General features: G+C 66.1%; 22 protein-coding genes. 15 read left to right on the forward strand and 7 right to left on the reverse strand.

Translation table 11 applies throughout. The features are described 5' to 3' along the window. Positions 1 to 210 precede the first annotated feature (210 nt). Positions 211 to 549 (forward strand): DUF732 domain-containing protein, encoded by a 339-nt coding sequence (locus tag F3087_RS44420; protein WP_150408235.1) that lies wholly within the window; start codon positions 211 to 213, stop codon positions 547 to 549. Positions 550 to 664: 115 nt separating this feature from the next. Here the strand turns inward: F3087_RS44420 and zomB are convergent, their stop codons facing one another. Further along, positions 665 to 2,557, reverse strand: coding sequence for a flagellar motor control protein ZomB (gene zomB, locus F3087_RS44425; RefSeq protein WP_150408299.1), 1,893 nt, complete (start codon positions 2,555 to 2,557; stop codon positions 665 to 667). Positions 2,558 to 3,027: 470 nt separating this feature from the next. Between zomB and F3087_RS44430 the strand changes: the two genes are divergently transcribed. Beyond that, positions 3,028 to 3,834, forward strand: a complete 807-nt coding sequence (locus F3087_RS44430; protein ID WP_150408236.1) for an SDR family oxidoreductase — start codon at positions 3,028 to 3,030, stop codon at positions 3,832 to 3,834. Between the two features lie 49 nt (positions 3,835 to 3,883). Here the strand turns inward: F3087_RS44430 and F3087_RS44435 are convergent, their stop codons facing one another. Together F3087_RS44435 and F3087_RS44440 are read right to left on the reverse strand one after the other, a co-directional pair. After that, positions 3,884 to 4,354 (reverse strand): hypothetical protein, encoded by a 471-nt coding sequence (locus F3087_RS44435; protein WP_150408237.1) that lies wholly within the window; start codon positions 4,352 to 4,354, stop codon positions 3,884 to 3,886. Between the two features lie 388 nt (positions 4,355 to 4,742). Next, positions 4,743 to 5,852 (reverse strand): FAD-dependent oxidoreductase, encoded by a 1,110-nt coding sequence (locus F3087_RS44440; protein WP_150408238.1) that lies wholly within the window; start codon positions 5,850 to 5,852, stop codon positions 4,743 to 4,745. Between the two features lie 70 nt (positions 5,853 to 5,922). Here F3087_RS44440 and F3087_RS44445 point away from each other — a divergent pair, with 70 nt between their 5' ends. The 3 genes from F3087_RS44445 (at position 5,923) to F3087_RS44455 (ending at position 7,494) form a co-directional block, all read left to right on the forward strand. Beyond that, a complete protein-coding gene (locus tag F3087_RS44445) occupies positions 5,923 to 6,603 on the forward strand; it encodes a TetR/AcrR family transcriptional regulator (RefSeq protein WP_150408239.1) in 681 nt (226 codons plus the stop codon). A gap of 100 nt (positions 6,604 to 6,703) precedes the next feature. Further along, positions 6,704 to 7,147, forward strand: coding sequence for a VOC family protein (locus F3087_RS44450; protein ID WP_150408240.1), 444 nt, complete (start codon positions 6,704 to 6,706; stop codon positions 7,145 to 7,147). A gap of 8 nt (positions 7,148 to 7,155) precedes the next feature. Then, a complete protein-coding gene (locus F3087_RS44455; protein ID WP_150408241.1) occupies positions 7,156 to 7,494 on the forward strand; it encodes a YciI family protein in 339 nt (112 codons plus the stop codon). Between the two features lie 15 nt (positions 7,495 to 7,509). Here F3087_RS44455 and F3087_RS44460 read toward each other — a convergent pair whose 3' ends face one another. Further along, on the reverse strand, positions 7,510 to 8,109 hold the full coding sequence (locus F3087_RS44460) for a DUF3710 domain-containing protein (protein ID WP_150408242.1): 600 nt from the start codon (positions 8,107 to 8,109) through the stop codon (positions 7,510 to 7,512). Positions 8,110 to 8,279: 170 nt separating this feature from the next. Here F3087_RS44460 and F3087_RS44465 point away from each other — a divergent pair, with 170 nt between their 5' ends. From F3087_RS44465 to F3087_RS44480, 4 genes are all read left to right on the forward strand, one after another. Next, positions 8,280 to 8,726, forward strand: coding sequence for a hypothetical protein (locus tag F3087_RS44465; protein ID WP_191094455.1), 447 nt, complete (start codon positions 8,280 to 8,282; stop codon positions 8,724 to 8,726). A gap of 28 nt (positions 8,727 to 8,754) precedes the next feature. Then, positions 8,755 to 9,186 carry a hypothetical protein gene (locus F3087_RS44470; protein WP_150408244.1) on the forward strand — a complete coding sequence of 144 codons (432 nt, stop codon included), beginning with the start codon at positions 8,755 to 8,757 and terminating at the stop codon, positions 9,184 to 9,186. 181 nt (positions 9,187 to 9,367) lie between these two features. Then, positions 9,368 to 9,958: a DinB family protein gene (locus F3087_RS44475; RefSeq protein WP_150408245.1), complete on the forward strand. Its 591-nt coding sequence runs from the start codon at positions 9,368 to 9,370 to the stop codon at positions 9,956 to 9,958. A gap of 207 nt (positions 9,959 to 10,165) precedes the next feature. Beyond that, positions 10,166 to 10,498: a hypothetical protein gene (locus F3087_RS44480; protein WP_150408246.1), complete on the forward strand. Its 333-nt coding sequence runs from the start codon at positions 10,166 to 10,168 to the stop codon at positions 10,496 to 10,498. A gap of 71 nt (positions 10,499 to 10,569) precedes the next feature. Here F3087_RS44480 and F3087_RS44485 read toward each other — a convergent pair whose 3' ends face one another. Further along, a complete protein-coding gene (locus tag F3087_RS44485) occupies positions 10,570 to 11,241 on the reverse strand; it encodes an esterase/lipase family protein (protein WP_150408247.1) in 672 nt (223 codons plus the stop codon). A gap of 142 nt (positions 11,242 to 11,383) precedes the next feature. Between F3087_RS44485 and F3087_RS44490 the strand changes: the two genes are divergently transcribed. After that, the gene (locus tag F3087_RS44490) at positions 11,384 to 11,725 is read left to right on the forward strand and encodes a MazG nucleotide pyrophosphohydrolase domain-containing protein (protein ID WP_150408248.1); all 342 of its coding nucleotides are present in this window, start codon (positions 11,384 to 11,386) and stop codon (positions 11,723 to 11,725) included. On the opposite strand, the gene F3087_RS44495 is transcribed toward F3087_RS44490, so the two are convergent. Beyond that, a complete protein-coding gene (locus tag F3087_RS44495; protein ID WP_191094456.1) occupies positions 11,717 to 12,172 on the reverse strand; it encodes a MarR family winged helix-turn-helix transcriptional regulator in 456 nt (151 codons plus the stop codon). The two genes, F3087_RS44490 and F3087_RS44495, sit on opposite strands and share 9 nt — an antisense overlap. 114 nt (positions 12,173 to 12,286) lie before the next feature. Between F3087_RS44495 and F3087_RS44500 the strand changes: the two genes are divergently transcribed. Continuing rightward, positions 12,287 to 12,982 (forward strand): SDR family NAD(P)-dependent oxidoreductase, encoded by a 696-nt coding sequence (locus F3087_RS44500; RefSeq protein WP_150408250.1) that lies wholly within the window; start codon positions 12,287 to 12,289, stop codon positions 12,980 to 12,982. 5 nt (positions 12,983 to 12,987) lie between these two features. On the opposite strand, the gene F3087_RS44505 is transcribed toward F3087_RS44500, so the two are convergent. Next, positions 12,988 to 15,558, reverse strand: coding sequence for an MFS transporter (locus tag F3087_RS44505; RefSeq protein WP_150408251.1), 2,571 nt, complete (start codon positions 15,556 to 15,558; stop codon positions 12,988 to 12,990). A 413-nt stretch (positions 15,559 to 15,971) separates the two neighbouring features. On the opposite strand from F3087_RS44505, the gene F3087_RS44510 reads away from it, so the two are divergent. From F3087_RS44510 to F3087_RS44525, 4 genes are all read left to right on the forward strand, one after another. Beyond that, complete coding sequence (locus F3087_RS44510) at positions 15,972 to 16,610, forward strand: hypothetical protein (RefSeq protein ID WP_150408252.1); 639 nt, start codon at positions 15,972 to 15,974, stop codon at positions 16,608 to 16,610. A 211-nt stretch (positions 16,611 to 16,821) separates the two neighbouring features. Further along, entirely contained in the window at positions 16,822 to 18,114 is a 1,293-nt protein-coding gene (locus F3087_RS44515) for a PP2C family protein-serine/threonine phosphatase (RefSeq protein WP_150408253.1), read from the forward strand. Further along, positions 18,111 to 19,745 carry a sensor histidine kinase gene (locus F3087_RS44520; RefSeq protein ID WP_150408254.1) on the forward strand — a complete coding sequence of 545 codons (1,635 nt, stop codon included), beginning with the start codon at positions 18,111 to 18,113 and terminating at the stop codon, positions 19,743 to 19,745. Before F3087_RS44515 ends, F3087_RS44520 begins: the two co-directional genes overlap by 4 nt. Positions 19,746 to 19,772: 27 nt before the next feature. Further along, positions 19,773 to 20,216, forward strand: coding sequence for a response regulator (locus tag F3087_RS44525; RefSeq protein WP_150408255.1), 444 nt, complete (start codon positions 19,773 to 19,775; stop codon positions 20,214 to 20,216). The last annotated feature ends 15 nt before the right edge of the window (positions 20,217 to 20,231 follow it).

Below are 20,231 nucleotides of genomic sequence, written 5' to 3' on the forward strand. Positions count from 1 at the left end.
TGCGTTGACCGCCTGAGCCCGCACCGATGAGCGTTCGGGGTTCTACTGGCGGTCGAGCTGGTCGAGCTGGTCGCTTCTGCGGTGGGCGTGGATCGGCGGGCGGAATACAGGGGTGACCCGCATCAGCCCTGGGGTGGGTTCCTCGGTTACGTCGGCTGCGGGATCGTTGATGCAACGTCGACAACGGCGACTGAACCCAAGGATGACATCATGGCTATCACCCGAATCCGGCTCCGCGCCTTCGCAATTGCCGGCGCCGCAACACTCGTCGCGCTCGGCGGTGCCGTGCTCGGCGGTGCCGCCGCGACAGCCGATACCGGGACCGCCGAAGCCGCGTTCGTCGACGAGATCAGCGTGAACAACGCCACCCTGCCCGGACGATCGACCGCCGAAATGATCACCGCGGGCTACGCGACGTGTGACGACCTGCGTAGGGGTGTGACGGTTCTCGATGAGATTTCCGCGGTCGAAAGGACTTACCGGTTCAGCCAGGGAACGTTGTTCGTCAGCGCGGCGACGACGAACTTGTGCCCGGACTTCGCGTCCTGATCGACAGCGCGTCGAAGGTGTAGATCGAACGGGGCCGCCCCGGGGCTACTCGACTTCCACTCCCCCGTTGTCGACAGCGGCGGTGCTGCAGAGCCGCTACCCGTCGGCGACCCGGTCACCTCGGTACGCCGGGGTTGCCGCGGTCGATCACCTGGCATCGTTCGATCTCGAACTCCGGTACTCGGTCGATGCGATATTTGGCGTATCGCAGTGACTGCTGGAGGTTGCGCTGAAAGCGGCCGGCGGTGAGTGGGGCGCGGGTGGAGGCCAGCAGGTCCCGAGTTGCCGGGCAGTTCATGGCGGTTCGGATGCGGGTGACCCAGCCCTCGTCGATGAACCAGGGCAGCCCGGGATATTCGTTCGCCATGCCCGCGTCCACGACCGCCCAGTCCGAGTCGAGGTTCTTGTCGTGGCCGATGCGGGCGTTCGGGAACCGGAACGTGTGTGCGGCAAGCGGATACGACAGGCCCATCGGGTCGAGGACCCGGACGTCGAGGGGCACGTTCATGCTGATCATGCCCAGGTTGATGAAGTACACGGTATGTCCGGCGCCGCCGTTCGGGGTGGGCGGCGGGACGAGCTGCCAGTTCCAGGACGGCGAATTGATGAGCAGGCCGCCGTTCGGATTTCGGGCGAGATCGCCGATCATGGTGCGCATCCGCGGATAGTCCAGGTAGTCCTCGGCGCGGAGCGGGTGCTCGTGACCGGTGCTCTGCACGTAGTAGAGGCGCTCGTCCGCGATACCGGCCGTGCTGATCGAGCGGCCGTTCTCGAGAGCGGTGGCGTTCGCCGCCAACAGCGCCCAGCCGGCGGTCACCGCCAACGCCCCGATCCCAAAGGCGCGGTCGGTGTGGCGCGAATCCGCCCGCGCGGCCGACAACTTCAGCGGCAGCACCATGACGGGCAGCAGCACGCAGAACAGCGGCGGCAGCAGCATGCGACCGTGCATGAAGTCGCCGCCTACCCGGATCTCGTAGACGGTCAGCAAAGCACCGCTGGCGAGCATGAGGGCGACTACCGCGGCCGGCGTCCGCAGCCACGCGCGGAATCGGCGAAGACGTTCGCGCACATCCGGTTTCGTCTCGAATTCCGCCAGCCCAGCGGCCTGACCAGCGATCCGTCGGGACCGCACCGCCAGCACGGCCGCAACACCCAGCGCCATAAGCGGCACCCACAACCAGTACGGCCCAATCAGATTCCACAGATAGACCAAACCCTGCCGCCATTTCGCGCCGCCCGCATCTTTGGCGACGGCCGTATTCGGATAAGGCAGCGCGTAATAGCCCATCTGCCAGATCTGATACGCCACCGGCACCAGCCCGGCCGTCGCCAGAACCAGCGCACGGAAGATCCATGGCCGCAACCGAATTCCCGGCTGCGGCGCACCGCAGATCATAAGCAGTGCCAGCGTGCCAAGCAGCGTGAGCTCCGGCCGAATCAGCGGCGCCAAACCCGCGACGAAGGAAAGGCCGAGAATGCTTGCAAAGCCCGTCTTGTCGGCGCGACTCCACCGGATCAGCCCCCACCACAGCACCGCAATCCAGCAGATGACCAGGCTCGACTCCAGCCCCGAGGTGGCATAGTCGCGGGCCGGAGGCACCGCGATATAGACGAGAGCGCCTGCCGGAAGCAGCAATTGGACCCCGCCGCCCCACAACCGGGCCGTGCCCAGAATCGCGAAAACGATGGCCGCCACCGACAGCGTCAGCGCGATACCCAGCACCACATACTCCAGCCGCGCCTGCGTCAGCCAGCTGAAGAACCAGATGAGATAGGTCCAGGCGGTACTGGTATTGACCTCGACGCGCTCCCCCGCGTTGAACACCGGACCATTGCCCGCCAACAGATTCCGCACCGTACGCAACACAGTCAAGCCGTCGTCGGCGATCCAGCGCCGCCGCCAGCCACCGATCGCGAAAAGCACAGCGGTGAACACCATTCCGCTGACGAAAACAGTGCGAGAGGGTCGCCGCGCCGGCACAGCAACAAGTTCTTCGTCCACCACCAGGTCGGGCGAGAGGACCAGCGTCACCTATGCGAACCGAACGCCACGACGCGCAGAACCGCTGCGGGCAGCCGGATTCCGACCGACATCGCGCTCAGCGGACGGCCATCGGGCACGAGACCGCCACGCCGACCGGCCCGCTTGAAAAGATAACTCACTGAATCCCCCTCATCTGGTACGGGCGAACCATACCGCGCCAACCGATGAGCGACGACCCAGCAATCTTGGGGTCTCCCATCCGCCCAGCCCTACGTCGACGATCCCTCGCGCGCAACCGCTTTCAGCCGGCCGCCAAACGAAGGTCCGACTGTTGATAGACAAGGCTTTCCATCGCATGCCGGTGGATGCGGGCTGGGGCAGCGCACCAGGCGAGGGGGTTCTCGCAGTACCTGTATCACCAGGGTCTCCCGGAAGTCCACGACGGCTGTCAATCTCGTTGAGTCGAAAGCGCCGACAACATGGGACGGAGAACAATGGTGGACAACCAATTCACTACTCACGCGGAACGTTTCGATCTGAGTGGGAAGTACGCCCTTGTCACTGGCGGCACCAAGGGCATCGGGATGATGATCGCGCGCGGCCTGCTCCAGGCGGGCGCTCGCGTCGTCGTCAGCTCGCGCGACGCAGCCACGTGCGCGCAGGCAGAACATCTACTGTCCGAATTCGGTGACGTTCGGGCAATTCCCGCCGACCTGTCCCGGCATGACGAGTGCCGGCGCCTCGCTGATCTTGTCGGGGCCGACTCGCAACCCCTGGACATCCTGGTCAACAACGCGGGGGCGATGTGGCGCGAGCCGTTGGCGACGTTTCCGGACGAGGCCTGGGACGCAGTGCTCGACCTCAACCTCAAGTCGCCGTTCTGGCTGGTGCAGGCGCTGCTCCCCGCACTTGGCAGAGCGGGCACCGTCGACGATCCCGCGCGGATCATCAACATCGGCAGTATCGCCGCTATCCACGTCGCCCAGTCACCCAATTACTCCTACGCCAGCAGCAAGGCGGCGCTCCATCAACTCACCAGGGTGTTTGCCAGAGAGCTTGGCCCACAGCACATCACGGTGAATGCGGTAGCACCGGGCGTGTTCCCGTCGCAGATGATGGCGTCCACGCTCGATGCCATCGGCGACACGATCGCGGCGGCGGCCCCGCTGCGCCGGCTCGGCCGCGACGACGACATGGCGGGTATCGCCGTGTTTCTCGCCGGCCGTGCCGGGTCCTACCTCACGGGCAGCATCATCCCGGTAGACGGCGGCATCGCGACGACCGCATCGGGCACTCCTTGAGCCGGGTGGGCAGGCCTGTCGGCCTGCCCTGTCACCGTCATCCTGCCGATCAGGAAGAGAGCCTGACCTTTTCAGCGGGATCGGCTTTGCTCACGCATTCCTGATAGGGGTTGACCTGTCCCTGCCGCTCCTGGCAGGTCCAGGAACCGCCCTCGACGGTGACCGTCAGCACGTCGCGGCGCGCGGTGGCGGGTTGCTCGCCGTAGGCATTGGTCACCGCGATGGCGGTGGCACATGCGGCGCTGCCCTTGGTGGTGACGGCGAAGACCGCGAGACCGAAAACTCCTGTGCCGCAAGAGATGGCGACAGGCTCCGCTGAGGGGGCTTGGAGGGGCGGAGGTTGCGTGGTGCCCGACTGCACGGTCGGCGTGACCGGCGTCGAGGTCGCCGGGGCTGCCGTCGAGCCGGCATCGCTCGACGTGTCGCTACATGCACCCACACTCAACACGAGGGCGACGGTGGCTGCGACTAAGGGAATCGAACCGGCGATTCGCAATGAGCTCTCCTGGCTGGGCGTCATGACATCGAGGCGGTTTCGCCTGCGACGGCCGCCCCGAGCAGATCCGAGGCGGGGCCAATACTCGCGGACCGACACCAGCCCCGCGAGACCCCAGTTGCTCCGGCACGTCAGCGTGTCGACACCGTACGGACACGCCGACCAGAAGCCCCGTGACGACAACGTTGGAAATTCGGTGACAGCTACCGTGGTCGCCCACCGTACTGCACGACGTTCGACCGCCTGGCCTCGACAAATCGGAGCCTCCGCAGCCTGCGTCGTGGCTTCGATGCTCACCAGCACAGCTCGCGCCAAGCCGACGATCTTCCTGAATCCCGGCGGATGGGGTCGAAAGCCACAGCCGGTGCGCTTTCCGGCTCGGCAGATCGCCATGATCGTGGTGGGGGCGCTCTCAGCCGGGTTGGAAGAAGGCAAGGAGTCTCTGGGCGGCGTCCGGCGACATCAGCAATTCCTGCATGTCCGCGGACATGCGGGCGGCGGCGCTGGTGCGCGCGAACATCTCGCGTTCGTATTCCTTTACGGCGGTTGGGAAGTCGTCCGGGTTGGCGGCCAGCGCGAGGCCGAGCACGGCCCCGTCGAGCAGTGCCATGTTGGCACCCTCCCCCACCGGCGGCATCAGGTGCGCGGCATCGCCGAGCAACGTGACGTCCGGCATCGACGGCCAGGTCAGGCCGACGGGCAGGGTGGTGAGTGACCGCGGCACGATCGCGTCGTCGCAAGCCGCGATCAGCGCGGCGAAACGGGAGTCCCAGCCGGGGAGCAGATCGCTCAGTCGCGCGCGGGCGGCGGCCGGGTCGTCGAACGGGATCGCGGCGGTGGCGAACCAATCCTCGGCGGTGTTGTAGAAGCTGAGGCCGATGCGCACGCGACCGTCACCATTTCGCTGCGCCCCCAACGATATTCCGTTGCCGATGACCCAGTAGTTGCCGCGCCCGACCATCGCCGCGAGGTCGGGATGCGTGCGGTCGATGTCGGGGATGCCGAGCTCGACGACGTGCTGACCGATGTGTGCCGGACGAACGTCGGTGAGCAGCGGGCGAATCCGGGACTGCGCGCCGTCCGCGCCGACTAACAGGTCGTATGCCGCACTACTGCCGTCTGCGAAGCGCAGCACCCTGTGGCCGGCGGATGTGCATGCGTGCCCCCAGCGCACCACTCCATCGGGAAGGGAATCGAGCAGCAGGTTGCGCAGATCGACGCGATCGACCTCGGGACGATCGAGCGGGGCGTCGTCGGGTGTGTCTTCCTGGAGCAGCAGGGTGCCGTCCGGTTCGAGCAGCCGCATGTCCTGACCTTCACGCCGGGCGATCGCGTGGAACTCGTCGATCAGACCGGCCGCGCGCAGCGCCCGCTGGCCAGAATGGATGTCGAGCATGCCGCCCTGACCGCGTGCGTCGCGCGCCGATTCGCGCTCGTACACGACCGAGTCGAGGCCGTTGACGTGCAATACCCGCGCGAGTGCCAGGCCGCCGAGGCCCGCTCCGATGATGGCGATGGTCATAAGTTGCTCTCCTTCAATACACCGCATAGCTCGATACACTGTATCGACAGAGGCGATGTATTGTCACTGCATGCTGGTATGGGAAAGGCCGGAGCCACCGAATCGACCCGTGCCGGCGCCGCTGAGCCGGGAACAGATCGTGCGAGCGGCGATCCAGCTGGCCGACGCGGACGGCTTGGACGGGGTGTCCTTTCGCAAGATCGCCGCCGCGCTGGGCGTCGGCCCGATGCGGCTGTACGGCTATATCGGCGACAAGGCGGAGTTGCTCGACCTGATGGTCGACGCCGTCCAAGCCGAGATCCGGCCGAGCGGCGACGGGTGGCGGGCGATGCTGCAATCGCTTGCCGAAGCCACTCGGGACGCCGCGCACCAGCACGAGTGGCTCGCCGAATTACTCGGTGGCCGACCGCAACTCGGGCCGCACGCACTGGCCAACGGGGAGACGGTCGCGGCCGCGTTGAGCGACCTCGAGGTGGACGCCGTCATGCCGGTGGTCGCCGCGGTCAACGCGTACGTGATCGGCGCGGTGCGCCGGGAGATCGCCGAGCGGCGGGCCGAGCGGGACACCGGCATGGACGAGCGGAGCTGGCAAGCCGCGCGCGGTCCATATCTGATGCGCGCCTTCGCGACCGGGCGATTCCCCGCACTGGCCACGGTGGTGCACGATGCCGCGCACCTGGACGCCGACCAGACCTTCCGCACCGGCCTCGGCTTCCTCCTCGACGGCATCCAGGCCGGCGTCGCGCGCTGAGCTGCGTTCGGCGCGGACCGATCCGACGAATAGGGTTCCCTTAAGGAACTCAAAGATGTTACGGTCCTGAGCGTCTTCGAGAAACATAGGAGGTTATCCCATGGGCTTCGCCGAACGCTTCGACCATATCGGCATCACCGTTGCCGACATCGACACCGCGACAGCGTTTTTCGTCGGACTCGGCCTGGAGGCCGATCCGAAGATGACCGTCGAGGGCGAGTTCCTGGACACCGTGATCGGCATGACCGGCGCGGTCACCGAGATCGTCATGCTGCGGCTGCCCGGCGGCGGAACGACGCTGGAGCTGTCGAGCTTCGTCCGGCCCGATCACCTCCCCGGTTCGCCCGCCGCCCCGGCCAACGAGCTGGGCCTGCGCAACGTCGCCTTCGTGGTCAAGGACCTGAAGGCCGCGGTCGACCACGCTGCCGCCGACGGCTACGGCCTGGTGGGCGGGATCGGCGAATACGAAGGCGTCTGGCGGATGGCCTACGTCCGCGGACCCGAGGGAATCATCGTTTCGCTGGCCGAGCAGATCCAGAACTGAGGCACACCATGACCACGACCGTCACCGACGAACAGATCCAAGCCCTGGCCGCGACCGCGAAACCCTTCAGCCTCGCGCTCCTTCAGTGGGGCCCGAAGCGAACCATGGACGGCGCGGACGCGATCGAACTCGAACACCAGCGCCGCATGGTGTCGCTGCGCGCCGACGGAGTCATCGCGGTCCTGTGCCCGGTCGCCTCCGACACCGTCGCCGGCGTCGCCATCATGACCGTGCCGCCCGAGGAAGCCGCGCGGATCATGGCCGAGGACCCGTGCGTGCAAGCCGACATGATCCGTTGCGAGGTACACCCCTGCCACGGTTTTCCCGGCGACGCCCTGCCTGCCTGAGCTGTCGCGCCGAACTCACAGCACGCCGAACGAGCGCAAGCCCTCTTCGTCTTTCGGGATATCAGGGATCTGGACCGCGAACTCGGCAGGTAGCACCAGCGGCAACATCGTGCGGTCGGGTAGTTCGACCGCGCCGCGCGCAACAACGGTGCCGCGCAACAGATCTCGCAGAGCTGACGCACTGTGCCGGGCCGTGGACGGTGCGGCGAGCGCGGCACCGCGCAACATCCAGCGCGGCCCGTCGACGCCGATGATCCGCAAGGCGCGATCATCCATCGTGGCTGCCACCTCCGCACCCCAGGTGCCGGGTTCGCTGTGCACTCCGCGGCAATCTTCCTGTAGGCCGACGATGAGTTCGGGGACGATGCTCGCCCACAATCCGCCGGAAGGCGCTGCGGCATAGGCGGTCACGGTGAATCGCCCGAGCGGGGTCTGCCAGTGCACGAAGTGCACCATCGAATCGTCCGGCGCCATATCGACCAGGCACTCGCCCCAAGCAGGGACCGGCATCCGTATCGACCCGAGGTCCAGCCGGCGCACATCGTCATCCGGTGCGTTCGTTTCGTCGTAGGGCCCGTGCGGATTCGGGACGATCGGACCCAGCTGATCGGTCACCCCATCAGGCTATCCATCAGGGCCCCACCGCAATAGCCACCAGAGCTATCGGCACCCGCTCCCGATTCGCCGCACCGGCGGATCGGGACGGAATGCGGCGCAGGGGGTCGGGTAGCGTGTTGCGAGGTGGATGGTGAGGGGGCACCGCGGTGCGAGTGGGTGTTTGGTGTGTGGTGGGTGGACTCGTGCTCGCGGCGGCGGTAGTCACGGGATGCGGCGACGAGTCCGTGCGGTATCACCGCCAAGCCTGTGGGCTGGCGGACGCGATCGAAGTCGATGGGTTGCAGCGACATTCGGTGCGCAGCGGGCAGTTCGTCGACCGGATCGACTGCTCGCGAGCGTTCTTCTTCGGACCGCCGCCGGACGATCTCCGGGCCGCGGTGATCGCGCCGCGGTTCGAACTTCGGGCGCCCACACGTGCGCTGTTCACCGTCGATCCGGGCTCGACGTATGTGCTCAGCGGTACCGGGCCGGAGGCGTGCTCGATGACCGTGGAGCGCTACGAGCAGACCGCGATGCTCGATCCATGGTTGGGGTTGTCCGATGATCAGCGTCAGGCGATCCGGGCGGGCACGTCGGTTCTCTTCGAATTCCTGGTGAACTGTGCACCCGAATAACCGATTTCGGCGCTGGATAGTGGTGGCCGTGTCATTGCTGGTGCTCATCACCGCGGGCGTGTGGTGGTGGCGCGACCACAGGTTCGGCCCCAATCCCGCACTGATCATGGTCGATCAGGTGACCATCGATGGCTTCACCAAACTCACATCCGGCGTCATCTTCGACGATCCCCCCTCCGCCTACGCCACCTACCTCGGCGACACCACCGACCACATACTCGACCGACTCCACGCACCGAACACCCGGATCTTCCCCAGATCCGACCCCCTCCGCGACCCACCACCCGACTCCCTCGTCATCGCAGTCGGCGACGCACCCCAAGGCTGTTCACTGACACTCGAACGGTTCCTCCCCACCGCCGCCCCCTACGCCCGCCACGGCGTAACCCGGGCACAGGCAGCGAACCTCGAGAACGGGACGCAGACGAAACTTCAGCTGAAGATTCATTGCCCCGGTTAGGGAGTGCGTCGCCCCGCCGCAGCGCGGAGCCATCACCCGGGATGCTCGTACTTCCACTGGGGTGCAATGTAATCCGCCGCCCGATCCCGATGCGAACGGGTTGACCGCGTCCGTCGGGTGAATGTTGTTGGTGGAGGGGGAAATCAGTTGGGGTGGGGGATCGCCTGGCAGAGTGCTGGGCATGACTTCCTCCGACCCTAAGACGGATCTGCACCGTTATCTGCGTTATGCCCGTGAAGCTGTGTTGTGGAAGCTCGATGGTGTGTCCGAGTATGACGTTCGCCGGCCGATGACACCTACCGGGACCAATCTGCTGGGGCTGGTGAAGCACCTCGGGACGATCGAGTTCGGGTATTTCGGGGACACCTTCGGCCGTCCGGCCGACGAGCCGCTCACCAAACTTGATTTCGAGGCAGATCCGACGGCCGACATGTGGGCGACCGTTGACGAATCGCGGGAAGACATCATCGCGTTCTATCACCGCGCGTGGGCGCACGCTGACGCCACGATCGACGCTCTCGACCTCACCACCGAAGGTTCGGTTCCGTGGTGGACGAAGGACCGGGTCGTCACGCTGCACCGAATTCTGGTGCATGTGACCACCGAAACCAATCGGCATGCCGGGCATGCCGACATCGTTCGCGAACTCATCGATGGTGCCGCCGGGCTACTCCCCCACAACGACAACATGCCCACCGGCGACCCGGCCTGGTGGCAGAACTATCGAGCCACACTGGAGAACACCGCGAAGCAGGCCGCCGGACTCGAATGATCGTGTCGCCGGTTGGCCACGCCGCAGATGAGAGCCGCTGTGTGGTCCGGGGGTGGCGGGCGGGCCGTTCGGCCGGAATCATCGGTCGGGTGACCGTTGCGGTTCGGGTGCGACGGCCCCGGCCGCTTGTTCGGAAGGTGCACGATGCGATTCGGGAAGGCGCGGCCGACGCGACCGGGACTGCTTGGGCAGGAAGTACCTTCGTTCGTGAAGCGCGTGAACGGTCTCGGACTGCTCGAACTCGGTACGGCGGCTCGGTCCCACGGGTTCTCCGCCTACGGCCGGCCGCTGTGGACCAAAGCTGTGCTGACGGAGATAGTCTCGGTCGTGTTGATCCCGATCTGCGCCAAGACCAACGGCGCGGGGCGGCTCCAGGCTTGGCGGTGTTACGCCGGAGTCACCCTGGACGGGCGTGGAACGGTCAGTTTCACCGTCGATATTTCTCCTGCGGATTTCGATAACCTGCCCACGGTAACCGACCCCTGGGACGTCGCCGAGGCGCTGCTTTATCACTCGCCCCACCTGCCGGTAGAAGACTGAGCGCCGACCGGATCCACCACCACCACCACCGGATCAACCCTTCGGAACCACTGCCGAACGGAAGCCGTGAATTATCCAGCGGGACAGGGCACCGGGTGCGGGTGCTGCGGATCAAGGGCATTGAGTACGTAGGCGGCTGCACGCGGATCGGCGACGATTCCCAGATGATCGGACATATCCTGCGAACACCCATCTTGCAGAACGATATTCGTCACCCCGTCCCCGGGCAGCAGCCCAGAGGTGTACGGCAGGACAACTTGGTCGTGGGTGGTGACGATATTCGTGTAAGTGCCCAGCGAATGGCCGAGGACATCGACCTTCTGCGCACCGGTCGCATCCAGTATCCGCTCGATGAAACTGCCGATGGTGCGCGCATTCTGCTCAGCAGTGCCGCTCATCCCGCCGAGCGCCGAAACCGGCCACGGCAGATCGAGAGCGCCGTAGGTCAAAGAGAAGACGCAGTAGCCTTCATTGGCCAGCAACGGAACATATGTCCCCCAATTGGTTTGAGCGCCCGCCCCCGCTCCCCCGTGCACCAACACCACCGGATTCGGGTGCGCCACACTGGGTTTACAGCCCCAATCATTACTGCCCGGCATAGACCCACCGGGATTCGACAGCTCGGCACGAATCCCACTGAACGTGCTGTATTCCACCGGCAACTCCGCCTGCGCAGGCCCTGCACCCACTCCTGCTACCACCGCCACCGCGCACAGCACCGACCCGATTCGCCATTCCGCCATGATGAAGCCCCCTCCGATTAGAACACGTTCCAGTTCACCCCTCAGGGAGTGACACTAACGCGAAATCAGCTGTTCTGGTCGATCTTTCGGACAAACCGGCGATATCGAGGCCCCTCGGAGCTTCACGAGGTAGACACGAAGAGTGGATATTCGAGAACTTCAGGCGCGAGCGATGACGATTCATGACCTCTATGACGCGCTGAATCTTGCTGAGCGGGGACGGACTTGGACCCGGGCGGACTTCATGCTCGGGTTCGTCGGGGATGTAGGGGATCTCGCGAAGCTGGTTATGGCCGCCGAGGGTACCCGGGCGATGCCAGGCGGGAAGGCAGCCTTGGAACATGAGCTCGCGGACTGTCTTTGGTCGGTTCTGATTCTGGCGCAACGGTATGAGGTCGATCTCGAAAGCGTGTTCACCCAGACCATGGGTGAGCTGGAGGAGATCATCTCGACACGCCTTGCGAGCGGAACAGGTTCAGCGTGATTGGTTGGCGGTGATCACTGTTTGCAGGGCGTGTTTGAGGTGGGTGGGGGTGGGGAGGGCGGCGAGGAATTGGTGTTCGCAGTTGTCGATGATGGTTGCGCCGGTTTTCAGGATGGCTCGGCCGGCGGGGGTGAGGGTGACGGTGTTTTTGCGGCGGTCGGTGGGGTGGGGGTGGCGTTCGACCCAGGTTTGGGATTGCAGGCGGTCGATGAGGGCGACCATGGTTGTGCGGTCGATGCCGAGGAGTTCTGCGACTTCCTTTTGGGAGCGTTCTTGCTGATCATCCAGGCAGTTCAGGGCAGCCCATTCCTGAGGGGTGATGCCCAGCGGGGCCAGTTCGGTCGAGGTCAGGTCCGCGTATTGCAAGGCTGCGTGTTTGAGCAGGTACCCGAGCCGAGGGAGTGGGGCTTCGTCGGTCGATCGCGGCGGGCGGGCGGGAATGGGCACGCGGTAACCATATACTTTTCTGATCGTCAGTATTGCTGATGATCAGTCGCCATGACTACCATGGGGGTCGCCAGTGCGGGTTTCTCCGAATCTCATTGCTCTCGAGGGGTATTCATGTCGAAGTCGATCGCAGTACTCGGCGCCGGGGCGGGCCTGGGCCAGGCCGTCGCCCACCGCTACGCAGCGGAGGGCTACGACGTGGTGCTGGTCGCCAGGCGCCGGGAACCGCTGGAGTCGTTGGCCGAGAAGCTGCCTGGGACAACACATGTCATCACCGCGGACTTAGCCGACACCGACGCGGTTCCCGCGCTCGCCGAGCAGATTCGGGCCGCGGTCGGCGATCTCGACGCGTTCTACTACGGTGCGGCGGCCGACGGTTTCGTCCCGGTGCTCGATCTGACCCCACAGCGCGTACAAGACCTCATGCGGCTCGGCGTCTACACCTTGCTCGAGCTGGTACGAGAGTTCTTGCCCGCCATGCTTTCCCGCGGGGACGGCGTGATCCTCAGCGCACAGGGAGCCAGTGCCGTGCACGGCAATCCGCGCGTCGCCGGTGGACTCGCCCTCGCCGCTCAGCGCAACTACCTCCAGGCGTTGCACACCGAGGTCGCCGCGAAGGGCGTCTACGTCGGCGGTCTCTACATCGGCGCGGCCATCGAAAACAGCGCCTGGCACACCGAACTGGAACGAGCCAGGGCAGCGGGCGAGCCGGTGTTCGAGGTATCGACCGTCTCCCCCACCCACCTCGCCGATCTGCTCTGGACCATGCAGCACACCAGGGACGAAGCGGACGTCACCTACATCCGCTGATCCGCCTACTGCGAATCTTCCAGCTGGTAGCCGAGTTTCACGTCATGGTTGACCTCACCACCGGCGACGGTTATCTGGCTGGTCGACGGCGGATAGCCACGAGCCACGACGGTGTACTGCCCTTGCGGCAGATCGGTGACCAGATAACGACCGTTGTCGTCGGTGCGAGCGGTGGCGGTCAGATCACCCGTCGTGTTGAGCACGCTGATCTGCGCGTCCGGCACCGGACGCCCGTCTTCGGCCAGAGCGGAACCGACGAGCACCGCCATCGGCGACATATCGATGTCGTGCCGGAGCAGTCCGGCATCAGGAACGGTAAGCGTGGTCGCGCTCGGCCGCATATGTTCGGCCACGGCGACCAATGTGTAAGTACCGGAAACGATCCCGTGGCACACGTAACGCCCGTCGGCCGTGGTCATCGCCGCACCGACCACCTCGCCGCGCAGGTCGGTCAGGGTGATGGTGGCGCCGTAGAGCGGGGTGCCGCGAGCGGCGGACCGGACGATGCCGGACAGCTCACCGGAGCCGAGCAAGGTGAGATCCAGGTGCTGGGCCCGCTGGCCGACCGAAACCGTCACCGCCGCAGGCTGATGGCCGGTCGCCGAGATGATCAGCACGTAGCTGCCGCTCTCGGGAACCCCGATGACGTAACCACCGTCGGCATCGCCGGTCGCCCGCGAAACCTGATGTCCGCGTTGATCGATCAGGGTGAGCGCGGCGTCGGGCACCGGATGCCCGTTCTCCCGCCGGATACGTCCGCCGATCGCGCCGTCGCCGTAACCTTCGAACCCCTCCACCGAGTCGAGCACCGTCACCGTGGAACCGGTTGCCGCCATGGCGAACTCGTGCGAACCATTGCCGCGGTGTTCGGCGGACACCTGCCGGCCGACCGCCCCGGCGAGTACCGGTTCGGGTTCCGCGAGCGCCTGCGCGGCGCCCTCCCAGATCTGGTCCTCGTCCCAGCTCGACTCCGCGACCGGCGCCGCCTTCCGCGCGACGGCCGGCACCGGAGCATCCTGCAACGGAATCTCTTTCATCAACATCAACACCAGGCACGCCAGCAACGCCACCGCCGCGGCGACATAGAACACCCAGTGCATGGCGTTGGTGAAGCCGATCAGGATCGGCACCTTCAGCTCGTCGGGCAGCGCCTCGATGCCGCTGGTGTTGCTCTGCATATTGCTGAGCTGTTCGGCATCGAACCCGGGCGGCAACGTCCCGCCGAACGCGTCGATGATCTTGTCGGGCAACAGGTTGAACAGAATGGTCAGGAACACCGCGACGCCGAGGGTGCCGCCCATCTGCCGGAAGAATGTCGCCGCCGCGGTCGAAACGCCCATATCCGAACGCCGCCCCGCGTTCTGCGCCGCGATCACCAACGTCTGCATGCAGAACCCGAGCCCGAGCCCGATCACCGCGCAGTACGCCAGCGGCTGCCACAGCACGCTGTCGTAGTGCACCTGCGCGTACAGCGCCGAGCCGACCGCGGTGATGAAAGTGCCTGCCACGGGCAGGATCTTGTAGCGTCCGGTCTTCTTGGTGATCCGCCCGCCGAGTTGCGCGCCGACCGTGATGCCCATGACCAGCGGCAGCATCAGCAGCCCGGCATTGGTCGGGGTGAACCCACGCACCACCTGGAAGTACTGCGGCACCATGGTGATCGCGCCGAACATGGCGATGCCGACGATGAACCCGCCCGCGATGGTGACACTGAACGTCGAACTCTTGAACAGCCGCAACGGAATCAGCGCCGCGTCCTTCATCAGGAACTCGACGAGCAGGAACAGCAGCAGCCCGACCCCGCCGACCCCGTAGCAGAGCAGCGCCCGATGCGATTCCCAGCCCCAGTTGCGGCCCCGCTCGGCGACCACCAGCAGCGGCACGGTGCAGATCGTCAGCGTCACCGCGCCGAACCAGTCGATGCGGTGATTCTGCCGCTGGTGCGGCACATTCAGCACCTTGGCGACCACCAGCCAGGCGAGCACCCCCACCGGCACGTTCACCAGGAACACCCAGCGCCAGCCGGCGATCCCGCCGAGCGTGTCCAGATCGGAGAAGAAGCCGCCGAGCACCGGCCCGAGCACCGTGGCGAAACCGAAGACCATCATGAAGTAGCCCTGGTACCGCACCCGTTCCCGGGCGGGCACGATATCGCCGACGATGGTGAACGCCAACGACATCAGACCACCGGCACCGAGCCCCTGGAACGCGCGGAACCCGGCGAGCTCGTACATCGAGGTGGCGAAGGTGCAGGCCACCGAGCCGACGATGAACAGCCCGATTGCCGTGAGGTAGAACGGCTTCCGCCCGTAGATGTCGGCCAGCTTGCCGTAGAGCGGCGTGGTGATCGTCGCGGTGATCAGGTAAGCCGTTGTCGCCCACGCCTGTTCGTCGAAGCCGTGCAGGCTGTTGGAGATCTTCACGATCGCCACGCTGACGATGTTCTGGTCGAGCGCGGCCAGGAACATACCGAGCAGCAGGCCGGACAGGATGGTCAGGATCTGCCGGTGTGACAGTGCGGGACCCGCGTCCGCTTCCAGGCCCGGCGGCATTGCCTGGGTGGTGGAATTCGTCATGTGCGCCCTAATTCTGGTCGGCTGCGTTGTCAGCGGTCTTTCTCGAACACGCGCTTCCGCTCGTCGGTCGCCCGGAATACGCTGCGCGGCCATCGATCGGATCGGCTCGGCGCTCACCAAGCCTTGTGACACAAGCGATCTGCACTAACTACTGCTGGTAAAACTCTCAGCGGTGCGACAGTTCGGCGACCTACCAGAACCGCGCAACTAGTTGCTATCGCGAACAATACATAAGCCCGTCAATCCATTATCACCGCGGGTATCGGGTTCCGGAGAAACCCGCGCCGGGATAGCCGCCTGCTATGTAAGGTCTTTCGTGTCTCGCCGCGCGCGGGACAAGCTTCTGCGGCGCGGGCTGCGGTATGCCCTCGGCGCAGGTTCCGACCAGCATCCGGCGACAGGGGGAAAAGCAGATGTCTGAAAACGAACCCAACGGTGCGCCACCGGCGCCGAACCCGCCCAACGACCCGACGCCCGCACCGAACGACACCAGAACGACCGACCCGACGCCTTTCTGGCGGTCGTCACTCTTCTGGACCGTGGTGGGCAGTGTCGGAACGGTGATCGCGTTGATCGTCGGCATCGCCCAATGGGCGGGCTCGAATTCGCCCTCGGCCACCCCGACCGGCTCGCCGGTTCCGGTCCCGTCCACGCCACCGACCACCCCCGCACCCCCCTCCCTCACCCACGGCCACCAGAAAATCGCCAACGTCGAGGGCATCGACCTGGACACCGGACAAGTCCGCGACCAGAACCAACCCGGCGTAGACATGAGCCCGTCCAGAACCGCCGACTCCCTCAACGCCATGACCGACGGCCACGCCCGCTTCGCCATCCCGCGCACCGACGCCGGCTCCGGCCTGGACCGCTGCACCGCGATCGCCCCCGGCGCATGGAGCCAAACCTTGGACAACACCTATCACTTGCCCACCGGCAGTCACCTCTGCGTGCAAACCGACCAGGGCAATCTCGCCGAACTCACGCTCACCCACATTCCTTCAGCGGCGGAGCAATACCTCGAATTCGACTTCACCACCTGGCGTCCCAGGTAGACCATTGCCGCGCGAGCCCGGGAGCGTACCGGTCGGCGTACGCGACACCCACTGCACCCAGTAAGTCTCGTCCGATCCCGCGGGGACGGTAATGTTGGCACGTCGCGTGGTACAAGGCCCGAGGGTGCGCCGCGCGAATGTGGGTACTCCGCGTTAGTCGTATTCGACGACGACCGAGTAGGTCAACGCGGATGGAAGGAGACCGGAGTCGATGCTTTCCGGGCAGAGTGGGCAGATAGGCCTTCTCGGCGACGGCGACAGCACCCCCCGCGCAGCAGCACCGATTCCTGAGCGCCGACCAGACCGCGCTGCCGTCTGGAATTGGCCGGATCTGTCGGTGCTGCTGGTCGAGGACGATCAAGCCGACGCGTTGCTGGTCGAGGAGTTGATCGCCGATGGCGCGCCGGGTCTGCCGGTGCGCTGGGTGCGCTCCGCGGCCGAGGCGCGTGCACTACTCGCTGAACAGCTACCCGATTGTGTGCTGCTGGACCTGCACCTGCCCGACGCGCACGGCCTGGAGACCCTGGGCGTGGTGCGCGAGTACACCGACCGGGTCGCGGTAATCGTGCTCACCGGGCTGGACCAGGAGCAGATCGGGCTCGCCGCAGTGGCCGCCGGCGCCCAAGACTACCTCGTCAAGGGCCGGGTCGAGCCCGAATTGTTCGGTCGCGCACTGCGTTACGCCATCCAGCGTAAACAGGCCGAACGCGCGGCCGCGGCCCTGCGGATCAGTCAGATGCGCGCGCAGGAGAACGCGCGCCTCGAACGCGGCCTGCTGCCGACCCCGCTGCTGCGCGGCGAACGCGCGGTCGACATCGTCGCGCGCTACCGCCCCGGCCGGGCCAACGCCTTGCTCGGCGGCGACTTCTACGACGTGGTGCAGCAGGCCGACGGCACCGTGCACGCGCTGATCGGCGATGTGGCCGGCCACGGCCCGGACGAGGCCGCGACCGGCGTCGCGCTCCGCCTGGCCTGGCGCACCCTGGTGCTCAGTGACATCTTCGGCCTGCGTCAATTGCAGCTGCTGGAGGAAGTCCTGCTCGCCGAACGCAGCGGCAAGCAGACCTTCGCCACGCTGACCAGCCTGGTTCTGCGCCCCCGCGATCACCGCGTCGTCGTCACCAGAGCCGGGCACCCCGGCATGCTGATCCGCACCGGCGCGCAGGTGGATTGGGTCGAGGTGCCGGGCGGTCCCGCGCTCGGCTTCCTGCCCGGCCGCGCCGAATGGTCGACCTACGAGGTCGCGCTGCCGCTCGGCAGTGGCCTGATGCTGTTCACCGACGGACTTTTCGAGGGCCACACCGACGCGGGCCGGGACCGCCTCGGCGAGGAAGGGCTGCTCGACCTGGCCCGCACGATCAGCGCGGCGGATCCCGCGGTATTCGTCGACGAGCTGGTCCGGCGCGCGGAGCAGCTGGCCGAGTCGCACGGCGGGCTCGAAGACGACGTGGCGGTCATGTACTTGCAGTGGAATCACCGAGACCTGAAGCAGGACAATCGATGACAACTCCCCCCGGCAAGCAGTCGGTGGCCGGCCGGCTGACCGTGCAGGGCTGGTTCATGCTCGTGCTGGCCCTGATGGTGATCTTGGTGATCATCGGCACGGCGATCGGCGCGCAGCAACTGAGCAAGACGAACCGGGTCGCCGACCGGATGGTCGAGGAGTTGCAACCCGCGACCGCCGAGACCTACCGGTTGCAGGGCGCGCTGATCAACCAGGAGACCGGCATCCGCGGCTATGCCATCGGCGCCGATGCTCAGTTCCTCGCCCCGTATTCCGAAGGCGTACAGGACGAAGCACAATCCGCGGCCAAGATCCGCGAGCTGCTGGCCGACCGCCCGCAGCTGCTGGCCGATCTCGACGCGGTGGAGCGCGCGGCCGCGGACTGGCGCAGCGGCTATGCCGAACCGCTGGTCAGCGCGGTCGCCGCGCGTGGTCCCCGGGCCATCGGCGAGGCGGACGCGACGCGCGGCAAGGCCGCCTTCGACAAGCTCCGCGCCCTGTTCACCGCGCAGAACGCCGACCTGGCCACCGAGGTCGACCGCGATCAGGCCGAGCTGAAAAGCACTCGCACCGTGCGGGATACCGCGCTGGGCGCGATGGTCGCCGTGTTCCTGATCGCCGCGTTCGCGCTGACCGTGCTGGTGCGCAGGCTGGTCGCGCGCCCGCTGGGCTATCTGGAGACCGCCTCCCGGCGGGTCGCCGACGGCGACTACGAACACCACATCACCGCGCACGGCCCGGCCGACCTGGCGACCGTCGCGGAGGCGGTGGAGGCCATGCGCCGCCAGGTCGTCGCCGAGCTCGAGTCCTCGCGCGTGCAGGAGGCGGTGCTGGCCGCGCAGACCGCCGAGCTGGACGCGCAGACCGCGGAGCTACGCCGCTCCAATGCCGAACTAGAGCAGTTCGCCTACGTGGCTTCGCACGATCTACAGGAACCGCTGCGCAAGGTCGCCGCGTTCTGTCAGCTGCTGGAGAAGCGCTACGCCGACAAACTCGACGAGCGCGCCATCCAATACATCGATTACGCGGTGGACGGCGCGAAGCGGATGCAGGTGCTGATCAACGATCTGCTCACCTTCTCCCGGGTCGGCCGGGTCATCGACGGCAACGTGCCGATCGGCCTGGACCAGACGCTGGACAAGGCGATGACCAACCTCTCGGTCACCGCCGAGGACACCGAGCTGCGCCTGGAACGCCCCGACGAGTTACCCGAGATCAATGGCGACCCGACGCTGCTGACCATGCTGTGGCAGAACCTGATCGGCAACGCGATCAAATTCCGCGCGCCCGATCGGACGCCGGTGGTCGAGCTCGCATGTGTCGCAGACGGCGACACCGGCGGCTGGTTGTTCTCGGTGTCCGACAACGGGATCGGCATCCCGCCGGAGTTCGGTGAGAAGGTGTTCGTGATCTTCCAGCGGCTGCACAACCGCGAGGAATACACCGGCACCGGTATCGGGCTGGCGTTGTGCAAGAAGATCGTCGAACACCACGGCGGAAAGATCTGGCTCGACCCCGAATACACCGGCGGCACTCGATTCTGGTTCACCCTGAACTCCCCGGTGCCGACCGAAGACCTGAGCGAACCGGCAGAAATCGTCGCGCAGGCCGAACCCAGCCTGCCCGGCTGATCCCCGATACAACACAGGAGATTCCTTTTGAGCATTCCTGGCCAGCCCATCGACATCCTCCTGGTGGAGGACGACCCCGGCGACGAGTTGATGACTCGGGAAGCCTTCGAAGACAACAAGATCGGCAACACCCTGCACGTCGCGCACGACGGTCAGGAAGCCCTGGATTTCCTGTACAAGCAGGGCGAGCACGCGGGTGCGCCACGGCCGGATCTGATCCTGCTCGATCTCAATCTGCCCAGATACGACGGACGTCAGGTGCTGGAGCGGATCAAGGCCGATCCGGAGCTGGCGCATATCCCGGTGGTGGTGCTCACCACCTCGGCGGCGGAGGAAGACATCCTGCGCAGTTACAAGTTGCACGCCAACGCCTACGTGACGAAGCCGGTCGACCTGGACCAATTCGTCTCTGCCATCAAGCACATCGACGATTTCTTCGTCCAGGTCGTCCGGCTCCCCCGGCAGCGCTGAGCGCGAGCGTGCGCT

The organism is Nocardia colli (assembly GCF_008704205.1).
In the GTDB taxonomy this organism is placed as follows: domain Bacteria; phylum Actinomycetota; class Actinomycetes; order Mycobacteriales; family Mycobacteriaceae; genus Nocardia; species Nocardia colli.

Excerpts from the sequence above, each read along its gene's own strand:
- F3087_RS44435 (WP_150408237.1), bottom strand. The coding sequence starts at position 4,354 with ATGACGCCCAGCCAGGAGAGCTCATTGCGAATCGCCGGTTCGATTCCC.
- F3087_RS44500 (WP_150408250.1), top strand. The coding sequence starts at position 12,287 with ATGTCGAAGTCGATCGCAGTACTCGGCGCCGGGGCGGGCCTGGGCCAG.
- F3087_RS44485 (WP_150408247.1), bottom strand. The coding sequence starts at position 11,241 with ATGGCGGAATGGCGAATCGGGTCGGTGCTGTGCGCGGTGGCGGTGGTA.
- F3087_RS44455 (WP_150408241.1), top strand. The coding sequence starts at position 7,156 with ATGACCACGACCGTCACCGACGAACAGATCCAAGCCCTGGCCGCGACC.
- F3087_RS44515 (WP_150408253.1), top strand. The coding sequence starts at position 16,822 with ATGCTTTCCGGGCAGAGTGGGCAGATAGGCCTTCTCGGCGACGGCGAC.
- F3087_RS44505 (WP_150408251.1), bottom strand. The coding sequence starts at position 15,558 with ATGACGAATTCCACCACCCAGGCAATGCCGCCGGGCCTGGAAGCGGAC.
- F3087_RS44420 (WP_150408235.1), top strand. The coding sequence starts at position 211 with ATGGCTATCACCCGAATCCGGCTCCGCGCCTTCGCAATTGCCGGCGCC.
- F3087_RS44440 (WP_150408238.1), bottom strand. The coding sequence starts at position 5,852 with ATGACCATCGCCATCATCGGAGCGGGCCTCGGCGGCCTGGCACTCGCG.
- F3087_RS44430 (WP_150408236.1), top strand. The coding sequence starts at position 3,028 with ATGGTGGACAACCAATTCACTACTCACGCGGAACGTTTCGATCTGAGT.
- F3087_RS44510 (WP_150408252.1), top strand. The coding sequence starts at position 15,972 with ATGTCTGAAAACGAACCCAACGGTGCGCCACCGGCGCCGAACCCGCCC.
- F3087_RS44520 (WP_150408254.1), top strand. The coding sequence starts at position 18,111 with ATGACAACTCCCCCCGGCAAGCAGTCGGTGGCCGGCCGGCTGACCGTG.
- F3087_RS44450 (WP_150408240.1), top strand. The coding sequence starts at position 6,704 with ATGGGCTTCGCCGAACGCTTCGACCATATCGGCATCACCGTTGCCGAC.
- F3087_RS44445 (WP_150408239.1), top strand. The coding sequence starts at position 5,923 with ATGCTGGTATGGGAAAGGCCGGAGCCACCGAATCGACCCGTGCCGGCG.
- F3087_RS44475 (WP_150408245.1), top strand. The coding sequence starts at position 9,368 with ATGACTTCCTCCGACCCTAAGACGGATCTGCACCGTTATCTGCGTTAT.